This window comes from Aequorivita sp. IT1183 (genome assembly GCF_058068265.1).
The window spans coordinates 442,560-466,968 of sequence record NZ_JBYRHS010000003.1; the positions used below are offsets into that span (position 1 = coordinate 442,560).

Below are 24,409 nucleotides of genomic sequence, written 5' to 3' on the forward strand. Positions count from 1 at the left end.
CCATTGATTCACAAAAATAATAAACAAAATGGATACTGAGCATTTCCGACCGCGCTCAATACAAACTTTCATAAAAAAAGCCTTCGATTTCTCGAAGGCTCTTATATATTGTACCAAACGGAAGATTATTCTTCTGTTTTAGCTTCTGTAGCTGCGGGCTTTTTAAACTTCTCGTATTTGTTTTTGAATTTGTCAATACGTCCTGCAGTATCGATAAGTTTTGCTTTTCCAGTGTAGAAAGGATGTGAAGAACGTGAAATCTCCATCTTCACCAAAGGATACTCAACACCATCTACCTCGATAGTCTCTTTTGTATCTGCAGTTGATTTTGTAAGGAATACATCTTCATTGCTCATATCCTTAAAAGCAACTAATCTATAATTTTCTGGGTGGATACCTTTTCTCATCTCTTTAATATTATTATTTAAAATGCGCTCTTCCGACCTTTCGGAATTGAGTTTGCAAATTTAAGTATTAATTGGAAACTAGCAACAAAATTATTCACTTTTTTAATTCATTTCTAAATCGCCTGCAAATGTAACGTTTTGCTATCTTTGTTTACTAACAAACCGAACCAATATAAACATTTCAAAATGGAAAATCAACCTATTTCAATTAAACAATCAGCAGCCAATTACGGCTTCATTCTAGGGGCTATTTTAGCGCTAATGACTACCTTAATGTATGTTTTAAACCCAGATTTATTTACAAAATGGTGGGTTGGCATTATTAGTTTTATTATTATAATTGCACTAGGAATCGTGTCTACAGGAAAGGGAAAGGGTTTGCTTGGCGGTATAATGACATTTAAACAAGCCTTTACAGTCTATTTTATTACTGTTGCAATTGGCCTAATAATTAGTACCGTTGTAGGTATCTTAATTTTTAATATTATTGACCCAGATATGGCTACATTTCTTCAAGAGAAAACGCTAGAAATGACTGCAGAATTTTTGCAAAAAATGGGCACACCACAAACTGCAATTGACGAACAAATGGCAAAAATGGCAGAACAAGATAATTTTTCTATTGCTACGCAGCTAAAAAATTACGTTTTCAGTCTTGCTTTTATGAGTGTAATCGGATTACTTGTTGCACTTATTTTCAAAACGAAGAATCCAAATCCGTTAAATTAATTAATGAATATCTCCATCGTTATACCTCTTCTTAACGAAGAAGAATCGCTAAATGAACTTCACCGTTGGATTGCATCTGTTATGCAATCCAATGGTTTTTTATATGAACTCATCTTTATTGACGATGGAAGTACTGATAGTTCTTGGGAAATAATTGAAAAATTATCTACTAATAACACCGAAGTAAAAGGTATCCGTTTTCAGAAGAACTACGGAAAATCGCAAGCGTTGCACGCCGGTTTTGCAATGGCTCAAGGCGATGTTATTATCACTATGGACGCCGATTTGCAGGATAATCCCGAAGAAATTCCCGACCTCTATAAAATGATTACGGAAGAAGGATTCGATCTGGTTTCAGGTTGGAAAAAAAAGCGCTACGATTCTGTATTGAGTAAAAATTTACCTTCCAAATTATTTAATTATGCTGCGCGTAGAACTTCTGGTGTTAAGCTCCACGACTTTAATTGCGGTCTAAAAGCATACAAAAGAAATGTTGTAAAATCCATTGAAGTAACGGGCGAAATGCACCGTTATATTCCTGTTTTGGCTAAGAATGCAGGTTTTATTAAAATTTCAGAAAAACCTGTTTTGCACCAAGCCAGAAAATACGGAACTACCAAATTTGGCGCAGAACGCTTTGTCCGCGGGTTTTTAGACTTAATTACCATTTGGTTTTTGTCACGTTTTGGAAAACGACCAATGCATCTTTTTGGAGCTTGGGGCGCATTTATGCTTTTTATAGGGTTCTGTTTCGCTCTGTATTTAGGCATCGACAAATTATTTATAAATCCTTCGGCAAGACTTATTACAGATAGACCCGAATTTTTTATTGCGCTAACCGCAATGATACTAGGATCACAACTTTTTCTTGCTGGATTTTTAGGCGAATTGATTCTTAGAAGCAAGAAAGACTCTCAAAATTATATAATAAAGGAAAAGGTTAATTAAGAATTCGAGATTTAAAAGTCAGAAAACTTTGCGTTTTTTGAATTTTAAACGTTGAACCTTCAATTTTTGAATTCTCCCCATTAAAATACCTATTTTTACAAATTAATTTAAGCGAATGATTTACGTAGATCCGAAAATTTTAGCCCGCGTTAACCAATGGCTCACCCCCTTTTTCGACCAAAAAACCCAGAATAGTATAAAGGAATTAATAGCTAACGACCCTGTTGGGTTGGAAGATAGTTTCTATAAAAACCTTGAATTCGGAACTGGTGGAATGCGAGGTATAATGGGCGTTGGCGATAACAGAATTAACGAATATACTTTAGGAAAAAACACCCAAGGGCTTTCAAATTATTTAAAACAGCAATTTCCAAATCAGGAGATTAAAGTCGCAATTGCATTCGATTGCCGTCACAATAGTAAAGAGTTCGCGAAAATTGTAGCGAATGTTTTTTCTGCCAACGGAATAAAGGTTTTTCTTTTTTCAGAATTGCGCGCTACGCCCGAGCTATCTTACGCCGTAAAGCATTTAAATTGTCAAGCTGGAATTGTATTAACAGCTTCTCACAATCCGCCTGAATACAATGGTTACAAAGTGTATTGGGAAGATGGCGGACAACTAGTTCCGCCGCAGGATGGTGAAATTATTACCGAAATAAATTCGCTTAAATACGAAGACATAAAATTTAAAGCAAACGAAAATTTAATTCAATTTATAGATACCGATGTTGACGAAGCTTTTGCAAAGGCTTCAGTTGAAAACGGCACTTTTAATACTTCAAATGAAGCAAAAGCCAATTTGAAAATTGTTTTCACTTCGCTTCACGGAACATCAATCACAATGATTCCGCAGGTTTTGGAACTAGCGGGTTACAAAAATGTTTTAATTGTTGAAGAACAAGCAAAACCGAACGGAGATTTCCCAACGGTAAAATCGCCAAATCCCGAAGAACCAGCAGCTTTAAAAATGGCTTTGGAATTGGCAGAAAAAGAAAATGCAGACATCGTTATTGGTACCGACCCAGATTGTGATCGTTTAGGCGTTGCAGTTAGAAACGATAAAAACGAAATGGTTTTGCTCAACGGAAACCAAACCATGGTTTTAATGACGCATTTCCTTTTAGAACAATGGAAAAAAGCGGGAAAATTGAACGGTAAACAATTTGTTGCCTCCACAATTGTTTCTACCCCAATGGTAGAAAAGGTTGCAAAAGATTTCAATGTGAAATATATTGAAGGTTTAACCGGTTTTAAATGGATTGCCAAAATGATTAATGACTTTTCCGAACTCGAATTTATTGGTGGTGGCGAAGAAAGCTTCGGCTATTTGGTTGGCGATTTTGTACGAGACAAAGACGCCGTTACCGCTACCCTACTGGCTTGTGAGATTGCTGCACAGAAAAAGCACGAAAGCGGAAGTATGTTTCAATATTTAAATGATGTTTATAGTAAGTACGGAAATTACCGCGAACATTTAATATCAATTACAAAAAAAGGAAAACAGGGTGCCGAAGAAATATCAGCAATGATGAAATCGCTTCGTGAAAATCCGTTTAAAGAAATTGCCGGAAGCAAAGTGACGCGAATGGATGATGTATCGAAAAACGAGACTATCGATTTTCTGAATCAGAAAACTTCGCCACTAAACCTTCCAAAATCGAACGTATTAATTTATTATACCGAAGACGGCAGCAAAATTGCCGCACGCCCAAGCGGTACAGAACCGAAAATAAAGTTCTACATTAGCGTGAATACTTCCGAAAAGGAAAATTTTGAAGAAATACTTCAGAAAAAAATAGACGCTATTGCCGCACAACTAAACATTAGTTAATGAGTTATTTCAAAAAAATACTGCGCTACGCATACCCTTATAAAAAATATGCTTTTTTAAACATCTTTTTTAACATTTTGTATGCCTTGTTCAGCACGCTTTCTTTTGTGGCGTTAATACCGGTTTTAGAAATAATTTTCAGCAATGATCGCGAATTAGGCGCCCCACCAGTCTACGAAGGAATCTCTAGTATTAAAGATTTTTCACAAGAATACTTAAATTACTTTATTATCGAAAACATCAATAATCACGGCGAGTTTCGGGTGTTGATGTATATGGTAGGGATCATTATCGCTTTGTTTTTGTTGAAAAACTTGAGCAATTATTTGGCAATGTTCTACTCTACTTTTATGCGTAATGGCGTGTTAAAAGATCTTCGGAATGCGCTTTACAGTAAGGTAATTCAGTTCCCGTTGGCGTTTTATTCCGAAAAGCGAAAAGGCGATACTATTTCGCGATTAAGCGTTGATGTTGATGAAGTAAAAAACAGCGTGCTTTCTGTGCTAGAAATGATTGTTCGCGAGCCTTTAACCATTATATTTTCACTGGTTACGATGCTTTTTATAAGTGCAAAGTTGACACTCTTTGTGTTTCTATTTTTACCCATTTCAGGATTTCTAATTTCTAGAGTTGGTAAATCTTTAAAAAAGGGCTCATTAAAAGTGCAGGAAGAACAAGGTGTTTTTCTTTCTATTTTGGAAGAAACAATGGGCGGATTGCGCATTATAAAAGCTTTTCACGCTGAAAATTTATTTCAGAAAAAATTCGAAGATAGTAACGAGAGGTTTTATAAACATTCTAATACGGTTTTAAACCGTCAAAATCTCGCTTCGCCGTTAAGCGAGTTGCTGGGTATTATTACTATTGGCGTTCTTTTAGTTTACGGCGGTTACTTGGTTTTTGTTGATAGAACATTGGAAGCCAGTTTTTTTATTGGTTACATTATGTTGGCATATAATATTTTAACTCCGGCAAAGGCCATTGCAAAAGCAAGTTATTCTATAAAACGTGCAGATGGTTCTGCGCAGCGTATTTTGGAATTGCTGGAAGCCGAAAATACAATTACTGATATTGAAAACCCTGTTCAAAAAGAAGGTTTTGACGGTGTAATTTCAATTAAAAATATTTCGTTTAAATACGAAGATCAGTATGTTTTGAAAGATTTTTCACTTGAAATACCGAAGGGGAAAACCGTTGCATTCGTGGGTCAATCTGGTAGTGGGAAAAGTACAATTGCTAACCTATTAACGCGATTCTACGACGTAAATAAAGGGACTATTGAAATTGACGGTGTAGATATAAAAAATATGTCGAAAAGGTCGCTAAGAGGCTTAATGGGCATCGTTTCGCAGGATTCTATTCTTTTTAATGATACGGTTGCAAACAATCTTAAACTCGGAAAACCTAATGCTACCGAAGCAGAATTGCGTGACGCTGCAGAAATAAGCAATTCCTACGAATTCATAAAAGACCTTCCTGAAGGTTTTGAAACCAACATTGGCGATAGCGGTAACAAACTCAGCGGTGGACAAAAACAGCGATTAAGCATTGCCCGCGCTGTTTTGAAAAATCCGCCGATTATGATTTTGGACGAAGCAACTTCTGCTTTAGATACTGAAAGCGAACGTTTGGTGCAGGATGCGTTAGATAAAATGATGAAAAATAGAACTTCTATCGTAATTGCTCACAGGCTTTCTACAATTCAAAACGCAGATAATATTGTGGTTCTTTCCAAAGGAAAAATTGTGGAACAAGGAAAACATCAAGAGCTTTTGGAGAAAAAAGGCGTTTATTATAGCTTAGTGGAAATGCAGTCTTTGGCATAACCCATATTACTTTGCGAACCGCTGTGATTCTTTGTAACTCACTGAAATAGTTATTTCACAAAGGCGCACAAAGAAAATACACAAAGTTTCACGAAGAGTTGTACCGATTAAACCTTTCTCGCTTTTCACAGTCCAAAAACCGATTGCGCAAACAATGGTTGAAGAAAAAAAACTGGTAACGGCATTACAGACCGAAGCAGCCAAAGAGGCCGCCTTTCGCGACCTTGTAGCGCAGTATAAAGAAAGGCTCTATTGGCAGATAAGGAATATGGTTCTGGACCACGATGATGCCGACGATGTGCTTCAAAATACGTTTATAAAGATTTTCAGAAATATTAATTCTTTTAAAGGTGAGAGCAAATTGCACACTTGGATGTACAGAATTGCCGCAAATGAATCCATTACTTTTCTCAACAAAAAGGCCAAACGCAATAATGTTTCCTTAGAAAATGTAAAAGATGAAGCGCTTCGGAATTTAGAAAGTGATGTATATTTTGAAGGCGATGCCATCCAGCTTCAGTTTCAAAAGGCGATAGCAACGCTTCCGGAAAGGCAGCGATTAATTTTCACAATGAAATATTTTGAAGACCACACCTTTGAAGAACTCTCAGAAATTCTTGAAACGTCAACAGGTGGTTTAAAAAGCAGTTATCACATTGCAGTAAAGAAAATTACACAATTTATAAAATCGAATGAAACATCCTTAAATTAGAAATGAATCAAAGTAATAAATATAATTAGGTTGTTCTAACTGTCCTATCAAAAAAAATAAGCAAGACAGATAAAACCTTATAAAATATTGAAAGTCAAAACTTAAAGTGAAAAAAGATAATAACATACCAGATTTTAAAGTGCCCGAAGGTTATTTCGAAACTTTCGAGGAGCGTCTTTTCAGTAAAATTGCAGAAGAAAACTTTCCGAAGTCTGCTGGCTTTAAAGTTCCCGACAGTTATTTTGAAGTTTTGGACGAACGTATTTTGAAAACGGTTACAATTTCAGAAAAGCCTAAAAAGGTTATTCCACTTTTTCCGAAGAAATACTACGGTTATGCGGCAGCTATTGCGGCTTGCTTATTAATTGGCTTTACTATTTTCAATAACGATAGCAATCAATCGGGTCTCGATGCGCTACAATTAGCTGCAATTGACACCTATATTGAAGATGGTAATTTAAATTTTGATTTGTATGATTTAACCACTTATATAGACGACAAAGACATTAAAGACATTGATTTTGACACGCAGCAGTTTTCAGACAATGCGTTAGAAGATTACCTTTTAGAAAACCTGGATGCAGAAACTATAATTAACGAGCAATGAAAAAATTAGTAATATTGTTCCTCTTATTAGCCGCCACTGTGCAGGCGCAAGACGGAAAGCACGAAAAAATAAAAGCTTTAAAAACGGCTTATATAACAGAACGATTAGCGCTTACCTCTTTAGAAGCCGAAAAGTTTTGGCCAATCTACAATAGCTATCACGACAAATTCCACGTGCTTCGACTTAAGGAGCGCACCGAGATTTTCGAAAAACTTCGGGGAGGTTTAGACAATTTAACCGATACTGAAGCTAATGAACTTATAGATAAAAACCTTTCAATTGAATCTACTGAATTAGAATTGAGGAAACAGATGACAGCGGAATTGCGGAAAGTAATTTCGCCAAAAAAAATAATCTCCCTTAAAAAAGCAGAAGACGATTTTAAACGAGAGCTTTTTAACCGATACCGAAATAGTCGAGAAAAGTAAAAAATGGATAAAAAAAAGCCCCGAAATTTTCGGGGCTTTTTTTATATAATGAAACCAATTAAATTACATGGCTCCCCATTCTTTTAAAGACTTCTCATTTAAAGCTACATAATCAGTATTACCTGCAGCTTTTGCAAGTTCCAACGATTTTTTAGCCGCTGCAATTGCACCTTTCTTATCTCCAGCTTTTGCGTAGATCAAAGATTTTTGGCGTATTTGATAGAACTTTGGATCCTTGTTCATATCAATAGCCTTGTCAATCCAAGTTTTAGCTTGGTTTATGTCTTTACCAGCTTCTAAATAATAAACTGCAGCCGAGTAATAATCGTTTGCAGATGGACCATTCATTGTTTTTAGAATACTTGCAGAAACTGTTTTGTCTGTGTTAAATTTAATTGGCACACCAACATAAGTTTTTTCCCAAAGCATACCTAATGTAGCTCCATCATTTGATAAGTCATCAAAACTCATTGTAAATGATTCAATATTCATTGGCATTGGGTATGATTGCGTTGTTACTTTAGCTGCAACTTTGTTATCATCCCATTTTTCTGGAGTTCCCCAGTTATTAGCGTCGCTATAAAAATAAACATCCCAGCTTGTAGCACCTGGTTTTGTGTAAATAGCATACGATCCTGCTTTTAAGGTTTTTCCACCAACTTCAACGTCATCGCTAAATGTAATTTTAGAATTAGCATTTGCACCAGTACGCCATACAGCGTCATAAGGCACCAAACTTCCAAAAATAGTTCTACCTCTCATGGCAGGTCTAGAATATTCTAAAGTTACATCTGTTAAGCCAACTTTCTGTTCAATTTTCTGAAATGGACTTGATTGTGGTGTTTCTATTTGAGCTTGAATACTAACTGTTAGCATTAAAGCAGAAAAAAGTAAAATAATCTTTTTCATTGTAATGGTTTTAAGAAGGTTATATTTTTTACGAAGTTACTCTTTTGAAAATTTTAGAAGAGTTAAGGAAAACTTAAATTAACATAAAAATTAAGATAATACAATTGCCCGAATACTAAGCTATAGAATGAATTACGAACAATAGTTAATGTTTTGTTTAAACTTTTTTAAATATGGTAAAACAAAGTATTTTTAGAGAAAATTTCAAAAAAATGCTAAAGTTATTTAAAAAATTATTTAGACCGGGCTTTCGTCAAGCAGACGTTAGGGCAAATACGTATAGGTTATTACGCATGAATCGTAAATTAACACTCGATCAAGAAAAATAAAGATTGAATGAAAATTTATACGCTACACGCAAAACAACACTTACCTATTACCATAGAAGAAGCTTGGAAATTTCTGTCAAATCCTAAAAATTTGAAGGTTATAACCCCAGATTATATGGGATTCAATATTCAGTCCGGCGCAGATAGACCAATGTTTGCTGGGCAGATTATTGAATATATTGTAACCCCAATTTTAGGTATTAAAACTAAATGGGTTACCGAAATAACGCATTCTGTAGAAGGTAAATACTTTGTAGACGAACAGCGCTTCGGTCCCTATGCACTTTGGCACCATAAACATTTTATAAAAGAAATTGACGGCGGCGTAGCGATGGAAGATTTATTACATTATAAGTTACCCTTTGGTTTTTTAGGCCAAATGATTCATCCCTTTTTGGTGAAACCGAAGCTGGACGAAATTTTTAAATACAGACACAATAAATTGGTAGAGCTCTTCGGCACTATATAACTTCAATATTTTTAAGATGCGGAAAATAATATTACTAATTGTTGGTTTTTGTGGAAAAAGAGTGGTCTTTCAACTTTAAAAATAATTTAAATTTTGGCGGAAAAAGTAAATGTATTTTGGTTTCAAAGAGATCTGCGATTGGATGACAATGTTGGTTTCTACGAAGCCTTACACGGAAATTTTCCCGTAATTCCCATATTTATATTCGATTCAGAAATACTCGGTGAACTTCCCCAGGACGACGCACGAGTTACTTTTATTTTTGAAACACTTCAAAAAATGCGCGATGAATTGCAGAAACACGGCAGCAGTCTTGCTATGTTTCACGGCAAACCAGAAGCTATATTCAAAAAAATAATTTCAGAATTTGATATTCAAAATGTAATAACAAATCGCGATTATGAGCCTTATGCGAAGAGTCGCGATGAACAAATAGAAAAATTACTTTCTGAGGAAAATATCGGTTTTCAAACATTCAAAGACCAAGTTATTTTTGAAAAAGATGAAGTGGTAAAAGGCGACGGCGATCCTTATATAGTTTATTCTCCCTTCATGAAAACGTGGAAAGAAAAGTTTAAAAAGGAATACAACGAGAAGATTTATAATACCACAGAAGTTTTAAAAAATAACTTTCAAAATTCACAGTTACCAAATCTCACATTAAGCGATATTGGTTTTCGTAAATCGAAAATTGAGATCACCGATTATGTCGTAACGCCCACTACTATTCAAGAATACGAAAAAAGAAGAAATTTTCCTGCGGCCGATGCAACTTCACATTTGGGCCCACACTTACGCTTTGGTACTGTTAGCATTCGGAAAATTATGAAAAAAGCAACTTCCGAAAAAAACGAAGTCTTTTGGCAGGAATTAATTTGGCGCGAATTTTTTATGCAAATTTTGTGGCATTTCCCAGAAACGGTTGAAAATGCTTTCAAAAAGAAATACGACCGAATTGAGTGGCGCAATAACGAAATTGAATTTAAAAAGTGGAAAGAGGGTAAAACTGGCTATCCAATAGTAGATGCAGGAATGCGACAATTAAATGAAACTGGCTATATGCATAACCGTGTGCGGATGGTTGTTGCCAGTTTTCTCTGCAAGCACCTTTTGATTGATTGGCGTTGGGGCGAAGCGTACTTCGCCGAAAAACTTTTAGATTATGAAATGTCCAGCAATGTTGGCAATTGGCAATGGGCTGCAGGAAGTGGCGTTGACGCCGCGCCATATTTCAGAATTTTTAATCCAACAACTCAAATTGAAAAGTTTGATAAAGATTACGAGTACATAAAAAATTACGTTTCAGAATTTGGAACTGACTCCTACCCCGATAAAATAGTAGATCATAAAGAAGCACGCGAACGCTGCTTAAAGGTTTATAAAGCTGCCGTTTCTTAGCAAATAGCTATTCCGCTTATTTAAATTTGTTAAAAAAAAGGTAAAGGGATTGTATTTTTATGCCATTCAGCACAATTTTGCTACTCTTGCACAGTTAAGATATGCACTACATCAAACCAAAAGACATGAAGAAGATTTTTATATTAATCTTTCCCCTATTTCTATTTGCCTTAAATGTTTCGGCTCAGGATTCTATACAAGTTATCAAAAACAGTCTGAACGACCAAATGACCGATGCTTTTGATAATAGCAATAGTTATCAAGAATATAAAGTTATTAAAAAGACGCAGTTGGCCAAGCTGAAAAGAAACGTTTTAGACTCCGTTTCTTCATTGGAAAAAAATATAAGTAATCAAGAAATTGAATTAAGACAACAGAAAAGTGAGATTGATTCACTTCGTCAGAATTTAAAAAACACCCAACAAAATCTATCTAAATCGAAGGAGAAAGAAGACGGAATTGAAGTTTTCGGCATTCTTACTTCTAAAGCTACCTATAATACAATATTATGGGGTATCATTTTAGTTTTGCTTTTAATTAGCGGACTTCTATTCTACAGATTTTTGAATAGTCATAAAATCACCAAGGACGCCCAACTTAAAACGGCAGAGATGGAAATTGAAATTGAAGACTATCGCCGAAACAGTTTAGATCGCGAACAAAAACTTCGTAGAAAATTACAGGACGAAATTAATAAACACCGAAAAGTCTAATTAATTAGGGCTCGGTTCGAGTTATTTTTGCACCCAGCGCTCTAAGTCTTTCATCAATATTTTCGTACCCACGATCAATCTGCTCAATATTGTGGATAGTGCTGGTTCCCTGCGCAGATAATGCTGCAATTAAGAGTGAAATTCCCGCACGAATATCTGGTGAAACCATTGTTGTAGCTTTCAAGTTAGATTCAAAGTTATGGCCTATTACTGTAGCGCGGTGAGGATCGCAAAGAATAATTTTTGCACCCATATCAATCAACTTATCTACAAAAAACAAGCGACTTTCAAACATTTTTTGGTGAATAAGCACACTTCCTTTTGCCTGCGTACAAACTACAAGAACTATACTTAATAAATCTGGCGTAAAACCTGGCCATGGTGCATCTGCGACAGTAAGGATAGACCCATCTATGTAGCCTTGAATCTCGTATTCATCTTGTGCAGGAATATATATATCGTCTCCTACTTTTTCGAGTATTATACCTAGTTTTCTAAAAGTTTCGGGAATCAATCCCAAATTTTCCCAGCTTACGTTTTTAATAGTTATTTCGCTACGTGTCATAGCTGCAAGGCCAATCCAACTTCCTATTTCAATCATATCTGGCAAAATGCGATGCCTACAGCCTCCCAATTTCTTAACGCCTTCAATAACCAAAAGATTAGAACCAACCCCGCTAATATTAGCGCCCATTGAATTCAGCATCTTACAAAGTTGTTGAATATACGGTTCGCAAGCGGCATTGTAAATGGTTGTTGTTCCCTTAGCCATAACAGCTGCCATAACAATATTGGCAGTTCCTGTTACCGAAGCTTGGTCTAAAAGCATATAAGCACCTTTTAAACCATTGGGAGCTTCTACACCGTAAAAACGCTCTTCTCTGTTATAGCGGAATTTCGCGCCGAGTTTAATAAAACCTTCAAAGTGAGTATCAAGCCTTCTTCTTCCTATTTTATCTCCTCCTGGCCGCGGAATATATCCTTTGCCAAACCTTGCTAATAAAGGACCCACAATCATGATGGAACCGCGTAATGAGCTTCCCTCCTGTTTAAAAAGTTCTGATTCTAGATAATCTAGGTTGATTTCGTCTGCAATAAAAGCATATTTGCCTTTAGCCAACTTTTGGATTTTTACACCTAGATTTTCTAAAATTTTTATCAGTTTATTGACATCCAGAATATCTGGAATATTCTCAATAATAACTTTTTCTGGAGTTAATAATACGGCACAAAGAATTTGTAGCGCTTCATTTTTGGCACCTTGTGGAGTAATTTCACCCTTAAGTTTATGCCCGCCCTCTATTTGGAAAGTTCCCATAAATACTGGTTGGAATTTTAATAACGTTTACGGTTGCGGTTGTTATTGCTTGGTTTGTAGTTTTTCTTAGCAGAAGAATTACTCGTGTTAAAACGTTTTTTATTCTTCAATAAATCTGAAGCATCGCTCAAATCTTCATCGCTGTTTTTCAGATTGATTTTCCCCTCGGAAAGTTCCAAAAGATGTGCAAAGATTACGTCGTCTTCTACGGTATCTTTGTTCCAATTCAGAAAACATTTCTTCATGTGGTTCGCGATAGTAATAATAAGTCCATCTTTTTTATCTCCTTCTTCCCAACTTACCGCAACATCAATCATTCTTTTGATGTTATTACCGTAAAAACGATATTTAGGAAAGTTTTGAGGATAACCCAATGGTTCTGGACGCTCCATTAATTCCTCTCTCGAAGGAATTGGATATGGAGAATCTACATCAAGTTTAAAATCTGAGATTATAAAAAGTTGATCCCAAAGCATCGGTTGAAAATCTGGAACATCGCGAAGATGCGGGTTTAGATTTCCCATTACAGCAATTATGCCTTTGGCAATTTTATTTCGTTCGTCTTTATCTTCTGTGGCAATGGCGTGATCCACCATTTTTTGAATATGACGCCCGTATTCTGGAATAATTAGCTTTGGGCGTTCTGTATTATACTCTATTTGGGCTACTTCTTGTATCAAAATGTTTTTATTAAGGAAAGAATATTAATGTACTCGGAAAGATTGAAAATCATTTCAGACGCAAAATACTAAAAATTATAGTGAAATAACGCCTTCAACCTTGGAAACTTCAAGATATTTCTTTACCACTTGGTCTGGGTTTTCCATCGTAACATTCACAGATAGGCTTGAATAGGTTCCTTTGGAAGAATCGCGGGTGCTTATTTTAGCATCGGTGCCATCAAAAATTCGTTCTATCTCAGCAATTTTTTCGAGCTCGGCAGGTACTATAAATTTAAAAAGATAGGGCGCGGGCCAAGTAGTATCTTCTTCGAGTTGCTTTTTTAAACGGTCGTAAAATTCTGAAGTGTTCTTATTTTGATCCATCAAATAATTTTGCTCTGTGAGCAACAAAGATACACTTTCACCTCAAATATTTATTTACTTACTTTGCATAAAATTGAATCTTTTGAAAACGAAAAAAATTGTAATAACTGGCGGACCTGGCACAGGGAAAACAGCGCTTATAAAATACTTGGAAGAAGAAGGACATGTAGTGATGCACGAAATTTCAAGAGCTGTAACTTTGGAAGCTCAAAAACAAGGGATTGAGCAATTATTTCTGGAAAGCCCAATTCTATTCAGCGAAAAATTGCTGGAAGGTAGATTGAAACAATATCACGAAGGAAAAGAATGCGCCGCATCCATACTTTTTTATGATCGTGGCATGCCCGATGTTACTGCATATATGGATTATATGGGAACGGATTACCCCGAAAATTTCTCAATAACCTGTAACGAATTTCGGTATAATAAAATATTTCTTCTTCCACCCTGGGAAGAAATTTACAAACAGGATAACGAGCGTTACGAGAGTTTTGCTCAAGCTGAAAAAATATTTCATTTTCTGAAAACTGGTTACGAAAACTATGGCTACAAAATATGCGAAGTGCCCGTAGGTACTATTGAAGAGCGGGCAAATTTCATATTAAGTAAAATTTAGTCATTAAGTGATTGAATTTCTTAAATCAATCACTTTTACACAGGCAACCTACTATCTTTACAATTTAATAACGCATTAACCCAATGAGAACAATTTGACAAATGTCCACGACATCCTGAACAAATATTGGGGGTTTACTTCCTTCAAACCAATGCAGGAAGACATAATTGCGTCTGTGTTAAATGGAAAAGACACGGTAGCATTATTGCCAACCGGCGGCGGAAAATCACTGTGTTTTCAGGTTCCCGCTATGGCAATGGACGGTATTTGCATAGTAGTTTCGCCACTTGTTGCTTTAATGAGCGACCAAGTAAATGCATTAAAAGATCACGGCATAAAAGCTTTAAAATTGACCGGCGGAATTACTTTCGATGAGTTAAATACCTTATTAGACAATGCTCTTTACGGAAATTACAAATTTCTTTACCTCTCTCCCGAGCGACTGCAGCAAGAGATAGTTAAAAATTACATTCGGCAGATGAATGTTAACTCCATTGCGGTAGATGAAGCACACTGTATTTCGCAATGGGGAAATGATTTTAGACCAGCCTATAAAAACATAACGGTACTTAGGGAAATTCATCCCTTGGTTCCCATTATAGCACTTACTGCCACTGCGACGCCCGAAGTTTTAGAAGATACTATTTCTGAATTAAAAATGGAACTTCCTGTAATTTATAGGAATTCATTTGTTCGCGAAAATCTTTCGTATCAAGTTTTTAAAGAAGAAGACAAACTATATAAAACCGAGCAGCTGCTAAAAACCAATACTGGCTCTGCAATTGTATATGTTCGAAATAGAAAAAGCACCGTCGAAATAAGCGAACAGCTTAACAGTTTAGGAATTTCGGCAACATTTTATCACGGCGGAATTTCAGCTAAAGAAAAAGCTCAAAAGCTACAGTCGTGGCGCAATGGATCGTTTTCTACAATGGTTGCAACTAATGCTTTTGGAATGGGAATTGACCATCCAAATGTGCGTTTTGTAATTCACCTTCAAATTCCCGAAAGTTTAGAGAGCTACTTTCAAGAAGCCGGTCGAGCAGGGCGCGATGGCAATTATGCTTCTGCAGTGCTTCTTTATAATGAATACGATAAAATATACGTAAAGCAGCAATTTATAGAATCGCTGCCTACCACTGCAGATTTAAAAAAAATCTATCGCACGCTGAACAATTATTTTCAGATTCCCTACGGTGAAGGAGAATTTACAAAACATAATTTCGGTTTTTCTGAATTCTGTAAAATATACACCTTAAATACTTTGCTTGCCTATAATGCCTTAAACAGCTTAGACCGATTGGGCGTTATTCAGTTGTCGCAGGAATTTGGACGTAAATCCATGGTCCATTTCTTAATTTCTTCAGAAAAAGTTTTAACTTATTTTGAAAAAGACATCACCGCCTCCGTCATCGGCAAAACAATACTAAGAATTTACGGTGGAATTTTTGAAATGCCCACTTCAATTAATTTAGATTTAATTGTTACCAAAACGGGGCAATCCATTGAAACAGTTATTGCTGTTTTGAATAAAATGCAACGCGACCAAGTTGTGGAAATGACTTTGCAGATAACCGATGCTACGCTCACCTTTTTAATACCGCGCGAAGACGACAAAACTATCAATGTTATTTCGCGCGAAGTAGAAGCATTAAATCGTAAAAAAACGGCCCAAGTTAATTCGGTTTTACAATATATTGAAAACACCAAAACCTGCCGAAGCGTGCAATTAGTCAACTATTTTGGTGAAACTACTGCTTCAAAATGTGGTATATGTTCGGTTTGTAAAGGGCAAACTTCAAAACTTTCAAAAGGTGAAGTTCGGCAGATGGCAAGACAAATACTTGCATTTCTTGAAGGGGAAGAATTAAGTTCGCGCGAGATTTCAGAAAAACTTACTTTTGCCGAAGCTGATGTTTTAAAGGTTATCCGTCTTCTAATGGATGCCGAAAAGATAAAAATAAATCCGAAAAACCAATATTACTTAAACTGAAAAAATGCATAACGATTTGAGAATAGTATTTATGGGAACTCCCGATTTTGCTGTTGGGGTTTTAAAAGCGATGGTTGAAACGGGCCAAAATATTGTGGGCGTCATTACCGCTCCAGATAGACCTGCGGGCCGCGGCAGAAAGCTTTTGGGTTCTGCGGTAAAGGACTATGCCGTTTCGCAAAACTTAACCGTCCTTCAACCCACAAATTTAAAGGACGAATCTTTTCTGAAAGAGTTGAAAGATTTAAATGCAAACCTTCAAGTAGTAGTGGCTTTCCGAATGCTCCCAAAAGCAGTTTGGCAAATGCCGCAATTAGGCACCTTTAATCTTCATGCTTCGTTGCTTCCACAATATAGAGGTGCGGCGCCAATAAATTGGGCTATTATTAATAAGGAGGAAAAAACTGGCGTCACCACATTTTTTATTGACGAAAAGATCGATACCGGTTCCATAATCGCGAATAAGGAAATTCCTATTGAAAAAAATGAAAGCGCTGAAACCCTTCACGATAAGTTAATGCTTAAAGGCAGTGAACTTGTATTGGAAACCTTGAATTTAATCGAGAAAGGAAATGCTAATCCAAAACCACAACCCGAAAGCGGTGATTTAAAAGATGCTCCAAAACTTACTCCAGAGAATACAAGAATAGATTGGACAAAACCTGGACTAGAAATAGATGCTTTTATAAGAGGTCTTTCTCCCTATCCTGTGGCGTGGTCAGTTTTGTATAATAATAAGGAGGAATTAAAAGCGAAAATTTATGCGGCTAGTTTCGAAATGGACGACCATAATTTAGAAATGGGAACTATCCAAGCTTCAAAAAAAGAACTGAAAGTAGCATGTTCAGCGGGTTTCATCATTATTAAGGAAATACAACTCCCCGGAAAACGAAAAATGGATGTTTCTGCGCTGTTGAATGGGTATTCTTTTGAGGACGATTCGAAACTATTGTAAACCCTTGTTATCACTGATTTGGTTAAATTTCTTAAAAAACACGTCATGTTTATTAACAAACAGTCTAAGTTATTAACAATAATAATGATTTCCTGCGTGGTTACTTGCCTGAACGGATATTCCTATTAAATTTGTAGAGCAATTAATCGAAGTTTAACCAACAATTTAATTTAAAAAAATTATGAACAAATCAGATTTAATCGATGCAATGGCAGCTGATGCCGGAATTACAAAAGCTGCTGCTAAGAAATCCTTAGAGTCTTTCTTAGGGAATGTTGAAGGTTCTCTTAAAAAAGGTGACAGAGTATCACTTGTAGGTTTCGGATCTTGGTCAGTATCAAAAAGAGCTGCCAGAGAAGGAAGAAACCCTCAAACTGGTAAAACCATCAAGATTGCTGCTAAAAAAGTAGTTAAATTCAAAGCTGGCTCAGATTTACAAAATAGCGTAAACTAATTGTAAAATATTTTACAAAATTTTAAGTCCTTCTTTTCATTAAGTTGAAAAGAAGGATTTTTTTTATAAGACTGATTTTGAGCAAATTGAAAATTCGTAACATTTTATCATAATTATTCAATTAAATTTAAATTAAACATCAGTTTAGTAATTTTTTGGTATTTTTAAAATTATTACTTAGATTTAATGTATTGAATATATTCTATGACCACTCTAAAACCCGCCAAAGGCCTCCTATTAGTTGCAGAACCATCAATAATTGGTGATGTTTCTTTTAATCGTTCAGTAGTACTTTTAGCCGAGTATACTGAAAATGGATCTGTTGGGTTTATTCTCAATAAGCCCTTACAATACAAGCTTCGTGATTTTGTGCCGGAGATAAATTCTAAGCTTCCTGTCTTTAACGGAGGTCCAGTAGAGCAAGATAATCTGTATTTTATTCATTGCATTCCTGATATTATTCCCGACAGCATAGAAATATCTAGTGGTATTTATTGGGGTGGCGATTTTAGTGCAATTGTTGATCTTTTAAAAGAAGACAAATTAAAAAAAGACCAAATTCGTTTCTTCCTTGGCTATTCTGGTTGGGAAAGCGAGCAACTGGAACAGGAATTAGAAGTTAATAGTTGGGTAGTAGTGCCAAACGATTATGACAATAAAATTATAGGCAAAACCAATATAAATTTTTGGAAAGAAAAAATGATTGAATTTGGTGGAGATTATATATTATGGTCTAATGCCCCAGAAAATCCCAGCTTCAACTAACTCATTCTTGCCTTAAGGTTCAATTTTGGCAATAACAACTTCGCAGTAGCATTTACAAATTCTTTTTTCCGATATTTTGTTACGGGAACAATTCCTTGAATTGTATTTGTAATAAAAATTTCATCAGCTTTCTGCAATTCAAATGGTGAAACCGAGATTTCTTCAAGCGAAAATTCTGGCATCAATTTAATAATTGCAATAAGTTGTTTGCGCAAAATACCGTTTAAACAACCATCTGCAAGTGGCGGTGTTTTGATAGAATTGCCTGAAACCAAAAATATATTTCCGTTCAGTGCCTCAACAACCTGTTTCTTTTCATTTAACAAAAGACAGTTTTTATAATCATTTTCTTTAGCGTAAATGCTGCCAAGTATATTTATAAGTCGGTTAGTTGTTTTAAGGGTGGCCAGTAAACTAGAGGTGATAAAATGATCTTTATACAGCTCAATTTCGTAGTTCTCTTCACTTAAAATGTAGAATGGCGTCTCAAGTTTTTCAAACGAAATTGTATATTCAACATCGTTGGTTTCGGGCGTATATTTACCACCAGTTTTACGCCATACTAGCATTTTTACACGAAATGTAGCGTTTACTTCTTCAGAAGAATTAACGGTCTTCATTATTTCTTCTTCCAGAAATTCCATAGTAAAATTCATAGGGATTTCCATCCTCAGAATTCGCATAGAAGCCATTAAACGAAAGTAATGGTCTTCCCAGAAATAAATCTTTCCGCCACCATATCGCAACGTTTCAAAAACGGCATCGCCATAATTGAGGCCTCTATTATCTGTTGTAACCGTTGCCTGGTTATTCGCTACTAATGTTCCGTTTAAATTTACCATAAAAAAAACCGCCCATTTTTATTGGACGGTGCAAAGGTATTATAATTTAAAGGGATTTTAAACGGATCCCAAGATTGACTTTAGATTGGAAACCATATTTTCCCATAGCATTTTTCCTTCTTCTATTTCATCCTCTTCCGCATAATCCGTTACCATTAATGAAACATCTTTTGTTATTTCATCAACTTGAATACGCAATTCAAAATAGAACTCTTCGCCCTCATCTTCTATCCATCTGAATTTGATTCGTTCTGGACTCTTTTTACTTAGTAATTTTGCGCGTTCTTCACTTCCAGACCAGATGAAAGTGTAGAATTCGCCCCTTGAATTTACATTGTCGGCGTACCATTCGGAAAGTCCCGAAGGCGTTGAAATATACTGATATAAAAGTGAAGGGGAAACCTGTATAGGGAATTCCATTTCATATTTAATTTTATCTTCCATAGCTTTTTGTTAGTTGATGCCCAATATATAGATATTAATCTTAAACTCAAATTAAAGATTGAAATTTTTTATTTTAAAGAGCGTGTTGAGAAAGATGCAATTTTTATGACAAATATTGAAACTTAAATTTGCCACACATAATTTTGTTTCTATCTTTGCACCCGCTTAAGCATATAGCTTGAGTTTTATTACAATAATAAACACGGCGAGGTAGCTCAGTTGGTTAGAGCGTCGGATTCATAACCCGGAGGTCGGGGGATCGTGCCCCCCTCTCGCTACTAAAAATCCCCAAAGATAATTCTGAGGGGATTTTTTTATGGAAGAATTTGAAAGCTCTGCGCTACCTTCTGCTATTATATTTTACTTTTTACCAGAACACACATATTTATTCCGTTTATCGAAAACATATTGCAGTTGTAGCTATTTTACTTACATTTGTTAAGAATGCGTTAATAAGTTATTGCTCAACCTATTGATATCTGTCGTTTGAAGGCTTAAATTTACATTTAATCCTTAAAACTCAATATCATGAAAAATTATGTATTCGCAATTGTAATGCTAGCCGGTCTAACCTTTAGCTGTACCCCAGAAAATCAAATTAGTGATGAACAACAAATCGACAAGCACAAATCATGTCCCCCAAGCGACAGAAACTGTAATGGGATTCCAGACCACTTGGAGCCACAAGATTAATATATATTTAATATTTTTATGTGTAGCGGCGATTTTATCACCTTTTCTACACATGATATATCTTATTGAAGACAAAGAGGGCTTATTCGGTTATGCGTATATGTCCTCTTTCTTATTTTCTATAAGTCTACCAATTATGGCAATTTCATCTGGTTTGTTGTTGAAATTTGTATCGGGCTATATTATAGCCGATTTAAAAAAGCCCATTAACTATATAGCAAATGCATTCCTCTTTGTAGGCTTCTTTTTTGCAATTTATATTTTATTGCCTATTAGAGATTATTCCATAACAACTTATTATGTAACTCTTTTGGCTCTTGCCGTTGTGCTTACCATAGTCGCACATTATATACATAATGCAGTGTTAACTACAGAGCAACGTCTTAAAAAAATAATTTCAAAACTATTTGATTTTATAATTCTTGAAACTCCGCAAAAGCATGTTTCAGAAGAAAAACAAATAGATTACGTTATTTCTTACGAGAAAATAATTAATGAAATTGGAGATGAATGATACTTTAAGCAACATAACGAAACTACAAATAGCTGGTTTGCTATCTGAGTCTGCGCGCTTAGAAGTTGAAAACAGGTTAACGCGAAAACCTCATAGAGCCAATTCTCCATCGGGTTCACGGGTGGAATTGGGCTAAGCTAAGTGCTTTTCTAATTCTGAATAAGTTATTTGAAACTGTTCGCCACTTTTCATGTTTTTAAGCGTGAAAGACTGCGCCTCCATTTCTTTTTCACCAGCCAAAACAGTATAAGGTATTTTACGCTTATCTGCATACCCCATTTGCTTACCCATCTTTGCTTCATCAGGATACAATTCTGCTTTAACACCTACTTTTCTCAAGTTAGTGATTGCTTTCATTGCATACAAAGCCTCCTTTTCACCGAAATTTATAAAAAGCGCTTTGCTATTTTCTGAAACAGTTTCGGGAAATAGACTCAATTCCTCCAAAACCAAGTAAATACGGTCCAAACCAAAGGAGATACCCACACCGCTCATATTTTTTAAGCCAAAAATTCCGGTGAGATCGTCATACCTTCCGCCACCACCAATGCTTCCCATATTCACTTCTGCAGGAGCTGAGACTTCAAAAATTGCACCTGTGTAGTAATTCAATCCTCGGGCAAGTGTAACATCAATTTGCAATGAAGCAGCCTGCAAACCAAGTGTTTTAATATTATTTGCGATAAATTCGAGTTCTTCCACACCTTTCAGCCCAATTTGCGAGCTGTGTAGCAATTGCTTTAAAGAATTAATTTTTTCATCGTTACTTCCCTTAAAAGAAAAAAGCGGTTGTAATTTTTGAAGTGCATCTTCCGAAATACCTTTTTCTCGCATCTCTTTCTTCACGCCGTCCTCGCCTATTTTATCGAGTTTATCTAGCGCCACAGTAAAATCTATTAACTTGTCCTCCGCACCTATGGTTTCTGCTATTCCACTTAAAATTTTTCGATTGTTGATTTTAATTGTTACATCTTTCAAACTAAGTTTGCTGAAAACGGCATCGTAAAGCTGCACGAATTCCACTTCCTGCCAAAGTGAAGTTGAACCCACAACATCGGCATCGCATTGAAAAAACTCACGGAAACGTCCCTTTTGAGGTCTATCTGCTCGCCATACGGGCTGTATTTGGTAGCGTTTAAAAGGAAATGTTATTTCGTTTTGATGTTGCACCACGTAGCGTGCAAATGGCACTGTTAAATCGTAACGGAGCGCTTTTTCAGAAATTTTTGAAGTTATTTTATTACTATCCTTTTCGGAATATAACTTATCATCAACTTTTGATAAATAATCGCCACTATTCAAAATTTTAAAAATCAATCGATCGCCTTCTTCGCCATATTTCCCCATTAAGGTATCACTATTTTCGAAAGACGGCGTTTCAATTGGTTGAAATCCATAAAGCGAAAATGTATCCTTTATAGTACTGAATATATAATTGCGACGCGCAACTTCATCTGGATTGAAATCGCGGGTGCCTTTAGGAATTGATGGTTTTTTTGACAAAATTCTACGTTTTTTGAATTTGTATTTTGAATTGACAAATATCCTAAATAATAATGAAGTTTGCCACAATAAGATTACGTAAAGGCGATTCATGTCTTCGAAGGAATTCTGTAACTTTATCCCACTTTTGCAGTCTAATGTAAAATACACACTAATTATATGTTTTCACTTTTCCGGGAAAATGTCCGTATTGCGATGGACAGCATTAAAAGCCAACTCTTAAGAACCATTTTAACAATAGTTATAATTGGGATTGGTATTTGGGCGCTCGTTGGCATTTTAAGCGCAGTGGCTGCGCTGGAAAATACCATTTCAGGCAATTTTGCTTCCATGGGCGCCAATACGTTTAATATTCAGCAGTATGAATTTTCGGTCCAATCCAGAAATGGCGGCGAACGCGAAAAAATAAACCCCATAATAAGTTATAATAACGTTCGAGAATTTACGGATAAATACAAATACCCCTTCACCAAAACATCGCTCTCTTTTATAGGAACAGCAGGGGCCGAAGTAAAATATGGTTCTGAAAAGACCGATCCCGAAATTCGCGTTTATGGAGTGAATGAAAATTATTTAGACAACACCGGAACCGAAGTGGATCGTGGAAGAAATTTTACAATTTTCGATATTGAAAATAATAATAAAGTCTGCTTAATAGGCTCAGATTTTACGAAAAACCTCTTTGAAAACGAAGACCCCATCAACAAAACAATTAGTATTCGCGGAGTGAAATTTAAAATTATTGGTCTTTTAGAGTCTAAAGGCTCAACTTTTGGAAACAATCAAGATTTAAAAGTGCTAATCCCCGTACAAGTTGCCCGCGGCATTTACACACAACCTAATATAAATTACAATATAAGTGTAAAAGTAGACGACAAACAAATGATGGAGGCCGCCCAGGACGATGCTATTATAACATTCAGAAATATCCGGGGACTAAACCCGATTGAAGAAAATAACTTCGGAATAGAGCGCAGTGACGATTTAATTAATCGAATTTCGATGATAACTGGTTATTTGCAAGCTGCCGCATGGATTATTAGCATCATCACTATTCTTGGCTCTTCTATTGCGTTAATGAATATAATGTTGGTTTCGGTAACCGAACGCACCCGCGAAATTGGTGTGCGGAAAGCACTTGGCGCTAAACGTTCTACAATCTCCACCCAATTTTTTATGGAAACGATTGTAATTGGTCAGTTTGGTAGTCTTTTAGGAATTATTCTCGGTGTACTTACAGGTTTCGCCTTTGCAAAAATCTTTGAGTTCGATTTCACTCTTCCTTGGACAGCAATGATTTGGGCGACAATTATAACCTTTGTTGTAGCTGTAATCGCAGGATCTTATCCGGCATCAAAAGCGGCTGGATTGGACCCTATAGAAAGTTTGCGATACGAATAAGGTCTGTAAATTTTTAAAACACAAATATTACATTCCAAATTCCGAATAATTTGAAAATTGATTATTATTCTTTCAGAAGATCCCCAAAATAATTATAAAGCTCTCCTTTAGTAATTACGGCACCTTGTTGAATCAATACAAAAATATCTTTGTTGCGATCGTCTGTAATTGCTTTGGTAGACGTGTAAAGGTTTACCGAATCATCATGTATGTTTTGCTGAAGCCATTTGTAGCCAATTTGGGTGGTAATGTCTATAGTTTCATCTTCCACTTTTATAGCAATCAACTCCATAAACGCATCTGTAATATGAAAAAGCATTAACTGGTTAGGCGAAATGTGCTCTATATACTTCACTTTAATTAAAACCCCTTCCCAAATAAGATCGCTAAAAATGTCGAGTTCCTGTTCGGCAACTTCGGGTGTTTCAGTTTTCAACTTTTTCCATTCATCAGCAGTGATGGATTGCGTAGCAAGAAAATTTATAAATTCTTGATGTAGCTCTTCAAATTGTTCTTTTGTTAATCTGGCGTATTTCATATCAGTTCTCTGTTGACAGTT

General features: G+C 35.8%; 26 protein-coding genes and 1 tRNA gene. 18 read left to right on the plus strand and 9 right to left on the minus strand.

Going from position 1 to position 24,409, the window contains the following annotated elements:
* Positions 1 to 125: 125 nt before the first annotated feature.
* Positions 126 to 407 carry a type B 50S ribosomal protein L31 gene (locus AC3RVF_RS07610; RefSeq protein ID WP_489689533.1) on the minus strand — a complete coding sequence of 94 codons (282 nt, stop codon included), beginning with the start codon at positions 405 to 407 and terminating at the stop codon, positions 126 to 128.
* 186 nt (positions 408 to 593) lie between these two features.
* Between AC3RVF_RS07610 and AC3RVF_RS07615 the strand changes: the two genes are divergently transcribed.
* The 7 genes from AC3RVF_RS07615 (at position 594) to AC3RVF_RS07645 (ending at position 7,488) form a co-directional block, all read left to right on the plus strand.
* On the plus strand, positions 594 to 1,136 hold the full coding sequence (locus AC3RVF_RS07615) for a DUF4199 domain-containing protein (RefSeq protein WP_489689532.1): 543 nt from the start codon (positions 594 to 596) through the stop codon (positions 1,134 to 1,136).
* Between the two features lie 3 nt (positions 1,137 to 1,139).
* Positions 1,140 to 2,084, plus strand: a complete 945-nt coding sequence (locus AC3RVF_RS07620; RefSeq protein ID WP_489689531.1) for a glycosyltransferase family 2 protein — start codon at positions 1,140 to 1,142, stop codon at positions 2,082 to 2,084.
* A 115-nt stretch (positions 2,085 to 2,199) separates the two neighbouring features.
* Positions 2,200 to 3,915 carry a phospho-sugar mutase gene (locus tag AC3RVF_RS07625; protein ID WP_489693115.1) on the plus strand — a complete coding sequence of 572 codons (1,716 nt, stop codon included), beginning with the start codon at positions 2,200 to 2,202 and terminating at the stop codon, positions 3,913 to 3,915.
* A complete protein-coding gene (locus AC3RVF_RS07630; protein ID WP_489689529.1) occupies positions 3,915 to 5,741 on the plus strand; it encodes an ABC transporter ATP-binding protein in 1,827 nt (608 codons plus the stop codon). Before AC3RVF_RS07625 ends, AC3RVF_RS07630 begins: the two co-directional genes overlap by 1 nt.
* 154 nt (positions 5,742 to 5,895) lie before the next feature.
* The gene (locus tag AC3RVF_RS07635; RefSeq protein WP_489693116.1) at positions 5,896 to 6,453 is read left to right on the plus strand and encodes an RNA polymerase sigma factor; all 558 of its coding nucleotides are present in this window, start codon (positions 5,896 to 5,898) and stop codon (positions 6,451 to 6,453) included.
* A gap of 106 nt (positions 6,454 to 6,559) precedes the next feature.
* Complete coding sequence (locus AC3RVF_RS07640) at positions 6,560 to 7,060, plus strand: hypothetical protein (protein WP_489693117.1); 501 nt, start codon at positions 6,560 to 6,562, stop codon at positions 7,058 to 7,060.
* Positions 7,057 to 7,488, plus strand: a complete 432-nt coding sequence (locus AC3RVF_RS07645) for a hypothetical protein (RefSeq protein ID WP_489689526.1) — start codon at positions 7,057 to 7,059, stop codon at positions 7,486 to 7,488. The genes AC3RVF_RS07640 and AC3RVF_RS07645 overlap by 4 nt, the downstream gene beginning before the upstream one ends.
* Before the next feature lie 63 nt (positions 7,489 to 7,551).
* Here AC3RVF_RS07645 and AC3RVF_RS07650 read toward each other — a convergent pair whose 3' ends face one another.
* The gene (locus tag AC3RVF_RS07650; RefSeq protein ID WP_489693118.1) at positions 7,552 to 8,397 is read right to left on the minus strand and encodes a DUF2911 domain-containing protein; all 846 of its coding nucleotides are present in this window, start codon (positions 8,395 to 8,397) and stop codon (positions 7,552 to 7,554) included.
* Positions 8,398 to 8,733: 336 nt separating this feature from the next.
* Here AC3RVF_RS07650 and AC3RVF_RS07655 point away from each other — a divergent pair, with 336 nt between their 5' ends.
* From AC3RVF_RS07655 to AC3RVF_RS07665, 3 genes are all read left to right on the plus strand, one after another.
* Positions 8,734 to 9,195 carry an SRPBCC family protein gene (locus AC3RVF_RS07655; protein ID WP_489689524.1) on the plus strand — a complete coding sequence of 154 codons (462 nt, stop codon included), beginning with the start codon at positions 8,734 to 8,736 and terminating at the stop codon, positions 9,193 to 9,195.
* Positions 9,196 to 9,288: 93 nt separating this feature from the next.
* Entirely contained in the window at positions 9,289 to 10,593 is a 1,305-nt protein-coding gene (locus tag AC3RVF_RS07660; protein WP_489693119.1) for a cryptochrome/photolyase family protein, read from the plus strand.
* Between the two features lie 101 nt (positions 10,594 to 10,694).
* Entirely contained in the window at positions 10,695 to 11,306 is a 612-nt protein-coding gene (locus AC3RVF_RS07665) for a hypothetical protein (RefSeq protein WP_489693120.1), read from the plus strand.
* Between the two features lie 4 nt (positions 11,307 to 11,310).
* Here AC3RVF_RS07665 and murA read toward each other — a convergent pair whose 3' ends face one another.
* The 3 genes from murA to AC3RVF_RS07680 all read right to left on the minus strand — a co-directional run bounded on the left by murA (position 11,311) and on the right by AC3RVF_RS07680 (position 13,670).
* A complete protein-coding gene (murA, locus tag AC3RVF_RS07670; protein WP_489689521.1) occupies positions 11,311 to 12,624 on the minus strand; it encodes a UDP-N-acetylglucosamine 1-carboxyvinyltransferase in 1,314 nt (437 codons plus the stop codon).
* A gap of 17 nt (positions 12,625 to 12,641) precedes the next feature.
* Positions 12,642 to 13,304 carry a DUF4290 domain-containing protein gene (locus AC3RVF_RS07675; protein WP_489689520.1) on the minus strand — a complete coding sequence of 221 codons (663 nt, stop codon included), beginning with the start codon at positions 13,302 to 13,304 and terminating at the stop codon, positions 12,642 to 12,644.
* A gap of 75 nt (positions 13,305 to 13,379) precedes the next feature.
* On the minus strand, positions 13,380 to 13,670 hold the full coding sequence (locus AC3RVF_RS07680) for a DUF493 family protein (RefSeq protein WP_489689519.1): 291 nt from the start codon (positions 13,668 to 13,670) through the stop codon (positions 13,380 to 13,382).
* Positions 13,671 to 13,752: 82 nt separating this feature from the next.
* Between AC3RVF_RS07680 and AC3RVF_RS07685 the strand changes: the two genes are divergently transcribed.
* The 5 genes from AC3RVF_RS07685 (at position 13,753) to AC3RVF_RS07705 (ending at position 18,453) form a co-directional block, all read left to right on the plus strand.
* Positions 13,753 to 14,286, plus strand: coding sequence for an AAA family ATPase (locus AC3RVF_RS07685; RefSeq protein ID WP_489689518.1), 534 nt, complete (start codon positions 13,753 to 13,755; stop codon positions 14,284 to 14,286).
* Between the two features lie 94 nt (positions 14,287 to 14,380).
* Complete coding sequence (locus AC3RVF_RS07690; RefSeq protein WP_489693121.1) at positions 14,381 to 16,279, plus strand: RecQ family ATP-dependent DNA helicase; 1,899 nt, start codon at positions 14,381 to 14,383, stop codon at positions 16,277 to 16,279.
* A 4-nt stretch (positions 16,280 to 16,283) separates the two neighbouring features.
* Positions 16,284 to 17,234 carry a methionyl-tRNA formyltransferase gene (gene fmt, locus AC3RVF_RS07695; RefSeq protein WP_489693122.1) on the plus strand — a complete coding sequence of 317 codons (951 nt, stop codon included), beginning with the start codon at positions 16,284 to 16,286 and terminating at the stop codon, positions 17,232 to 17,234.
* Positions 17,235 to 17,415: 181 nt separating this feature from the next.
* Positions 17,416 to 17,688 (plus strand): HU family DNA-binding protein, encoded by a 273-nt coding sequence (locus AC3RVF_RS07700; protein ID WP_489689515.1) that lies wholly within the window; start codon positions 17,416 to 17,418, stop codon positions 17,686 to 17,688.
* 204 nt (positions 17,689 to 17,892) lie between these two features.
* A complete protein-coding gene (locus AC3RVF_RS07705; protein ID WP_489689514.1) occupies positions 17,893 to 18,453 on the plus strand; it encodes a YqgE/AlgH family protein in 561 nt (186 codons plus the stop codon).
* Here AC3RVF_RS07705 and AC3RVF_RS07710 read toward each other — a convergent pair.
* Together AC3RVF_RS07710 and AC3RVF_RS07715 are read right to left on the minus strand one after the other, a co-directional pair.
* Entirely contained in the window at positions 18,450 to 19,295 is an 846-nt protein-coding gene (locus AC3RVF_RS07710) for an aminotransferase class IV (protein ID WP_489693123.1), read from the minus strand. The genes AC3RVF_RS07705 and AC3RVF_RS07710 overlap by 4 nt on opposite strands.
* Positions 19,296 to 19,352: 57 nt before the next feature.
* Complete coding sequence (locus tag AC3RVF_RS07715) at positions 19,353 to 19,739, minus strand: START-like domain-containing protein (RefSeq protein WP_489689512.1); 387 nt, start codon at positions 19,737 to 19,739, stop codon at positions 19,353 to 19,355.
* 204 nt (positions 19,740 to 19,943) lie between these two features.
* Between AC3RVF_RS07715 and AC3RVF_RS07720 the strand changes: the two genes are divergently transcribed.
* A tRNA-Met gene (locus AC3RVF_RS07720) sits at positions 19,944 to 20,017 on the plus strand.
* 323 nt (positions 20,018 to 20,340) lie between these two features.
* Positions 20,341 to 20,946 carry a hypothetical protein gene (locus tag AC3RVF_RS07725; protein WP_489689511.1) on the plus strand — a complete coding sequence of 202 codons (606 nt, stop codon included), beginning with the start codon at positions 20,341 to 20,343 and terminating at the stop codon, positions 20,944 to 20,946.
* Between the two features lie 132 nt (positions 20,947 to 21,078).
* Here the strand turns inward: AC3RVF_RS07725 and hisS are convergent, their stop codons facing one another.
* On the minus strand, positions 21,079 to 22,449 hold the full coding sequence (gene hisS, locus AC3RVF_RS07730; RefSeq protein ID WP_489693124.1) for a histidine--tRNA ligase: 1,371 nt from the start codon (positions 22,447 to 22,449) through the stop codon (positions 21,079 to 21,081).
* Between the two features lie 159 nt (positions 22,450 to 22,608).
* On the opposite strand from hisS, the gene AC3RVF_RS07735 reads away from it, so the two are divergent.
* Positions 22,609 to 23,850, plus strand: coding sequence for an ABC transporter permease (locus AC3RVF_RS07735; RefSeq protein ID WP_489689509.1), 1,242 nt, complete (start codon positions 22,609 to 22,611; stop codon positions 23,848 to 23,850).
* A 64-nt stretch (positions 23,851 to 23,914) separates the two neighbouring features.
* Here AC3RVF_RS07735 and AC3RVF_RS07740 read toward each other — a convergent pair whose 3' ends face one another.
* Complete coding sequence (locus AC3RVF_RS07740; protein ID WP_489689508.1) at positions 23,915 to 24,388, minus strand: DUF6495 family protein; 474 nt, start codon at positions 24,386 to 24,388, stop codon at positions 23,915 to 23,917.
* Positions 24,389 to 24,409: the final 21 nt, after the last annotated feature.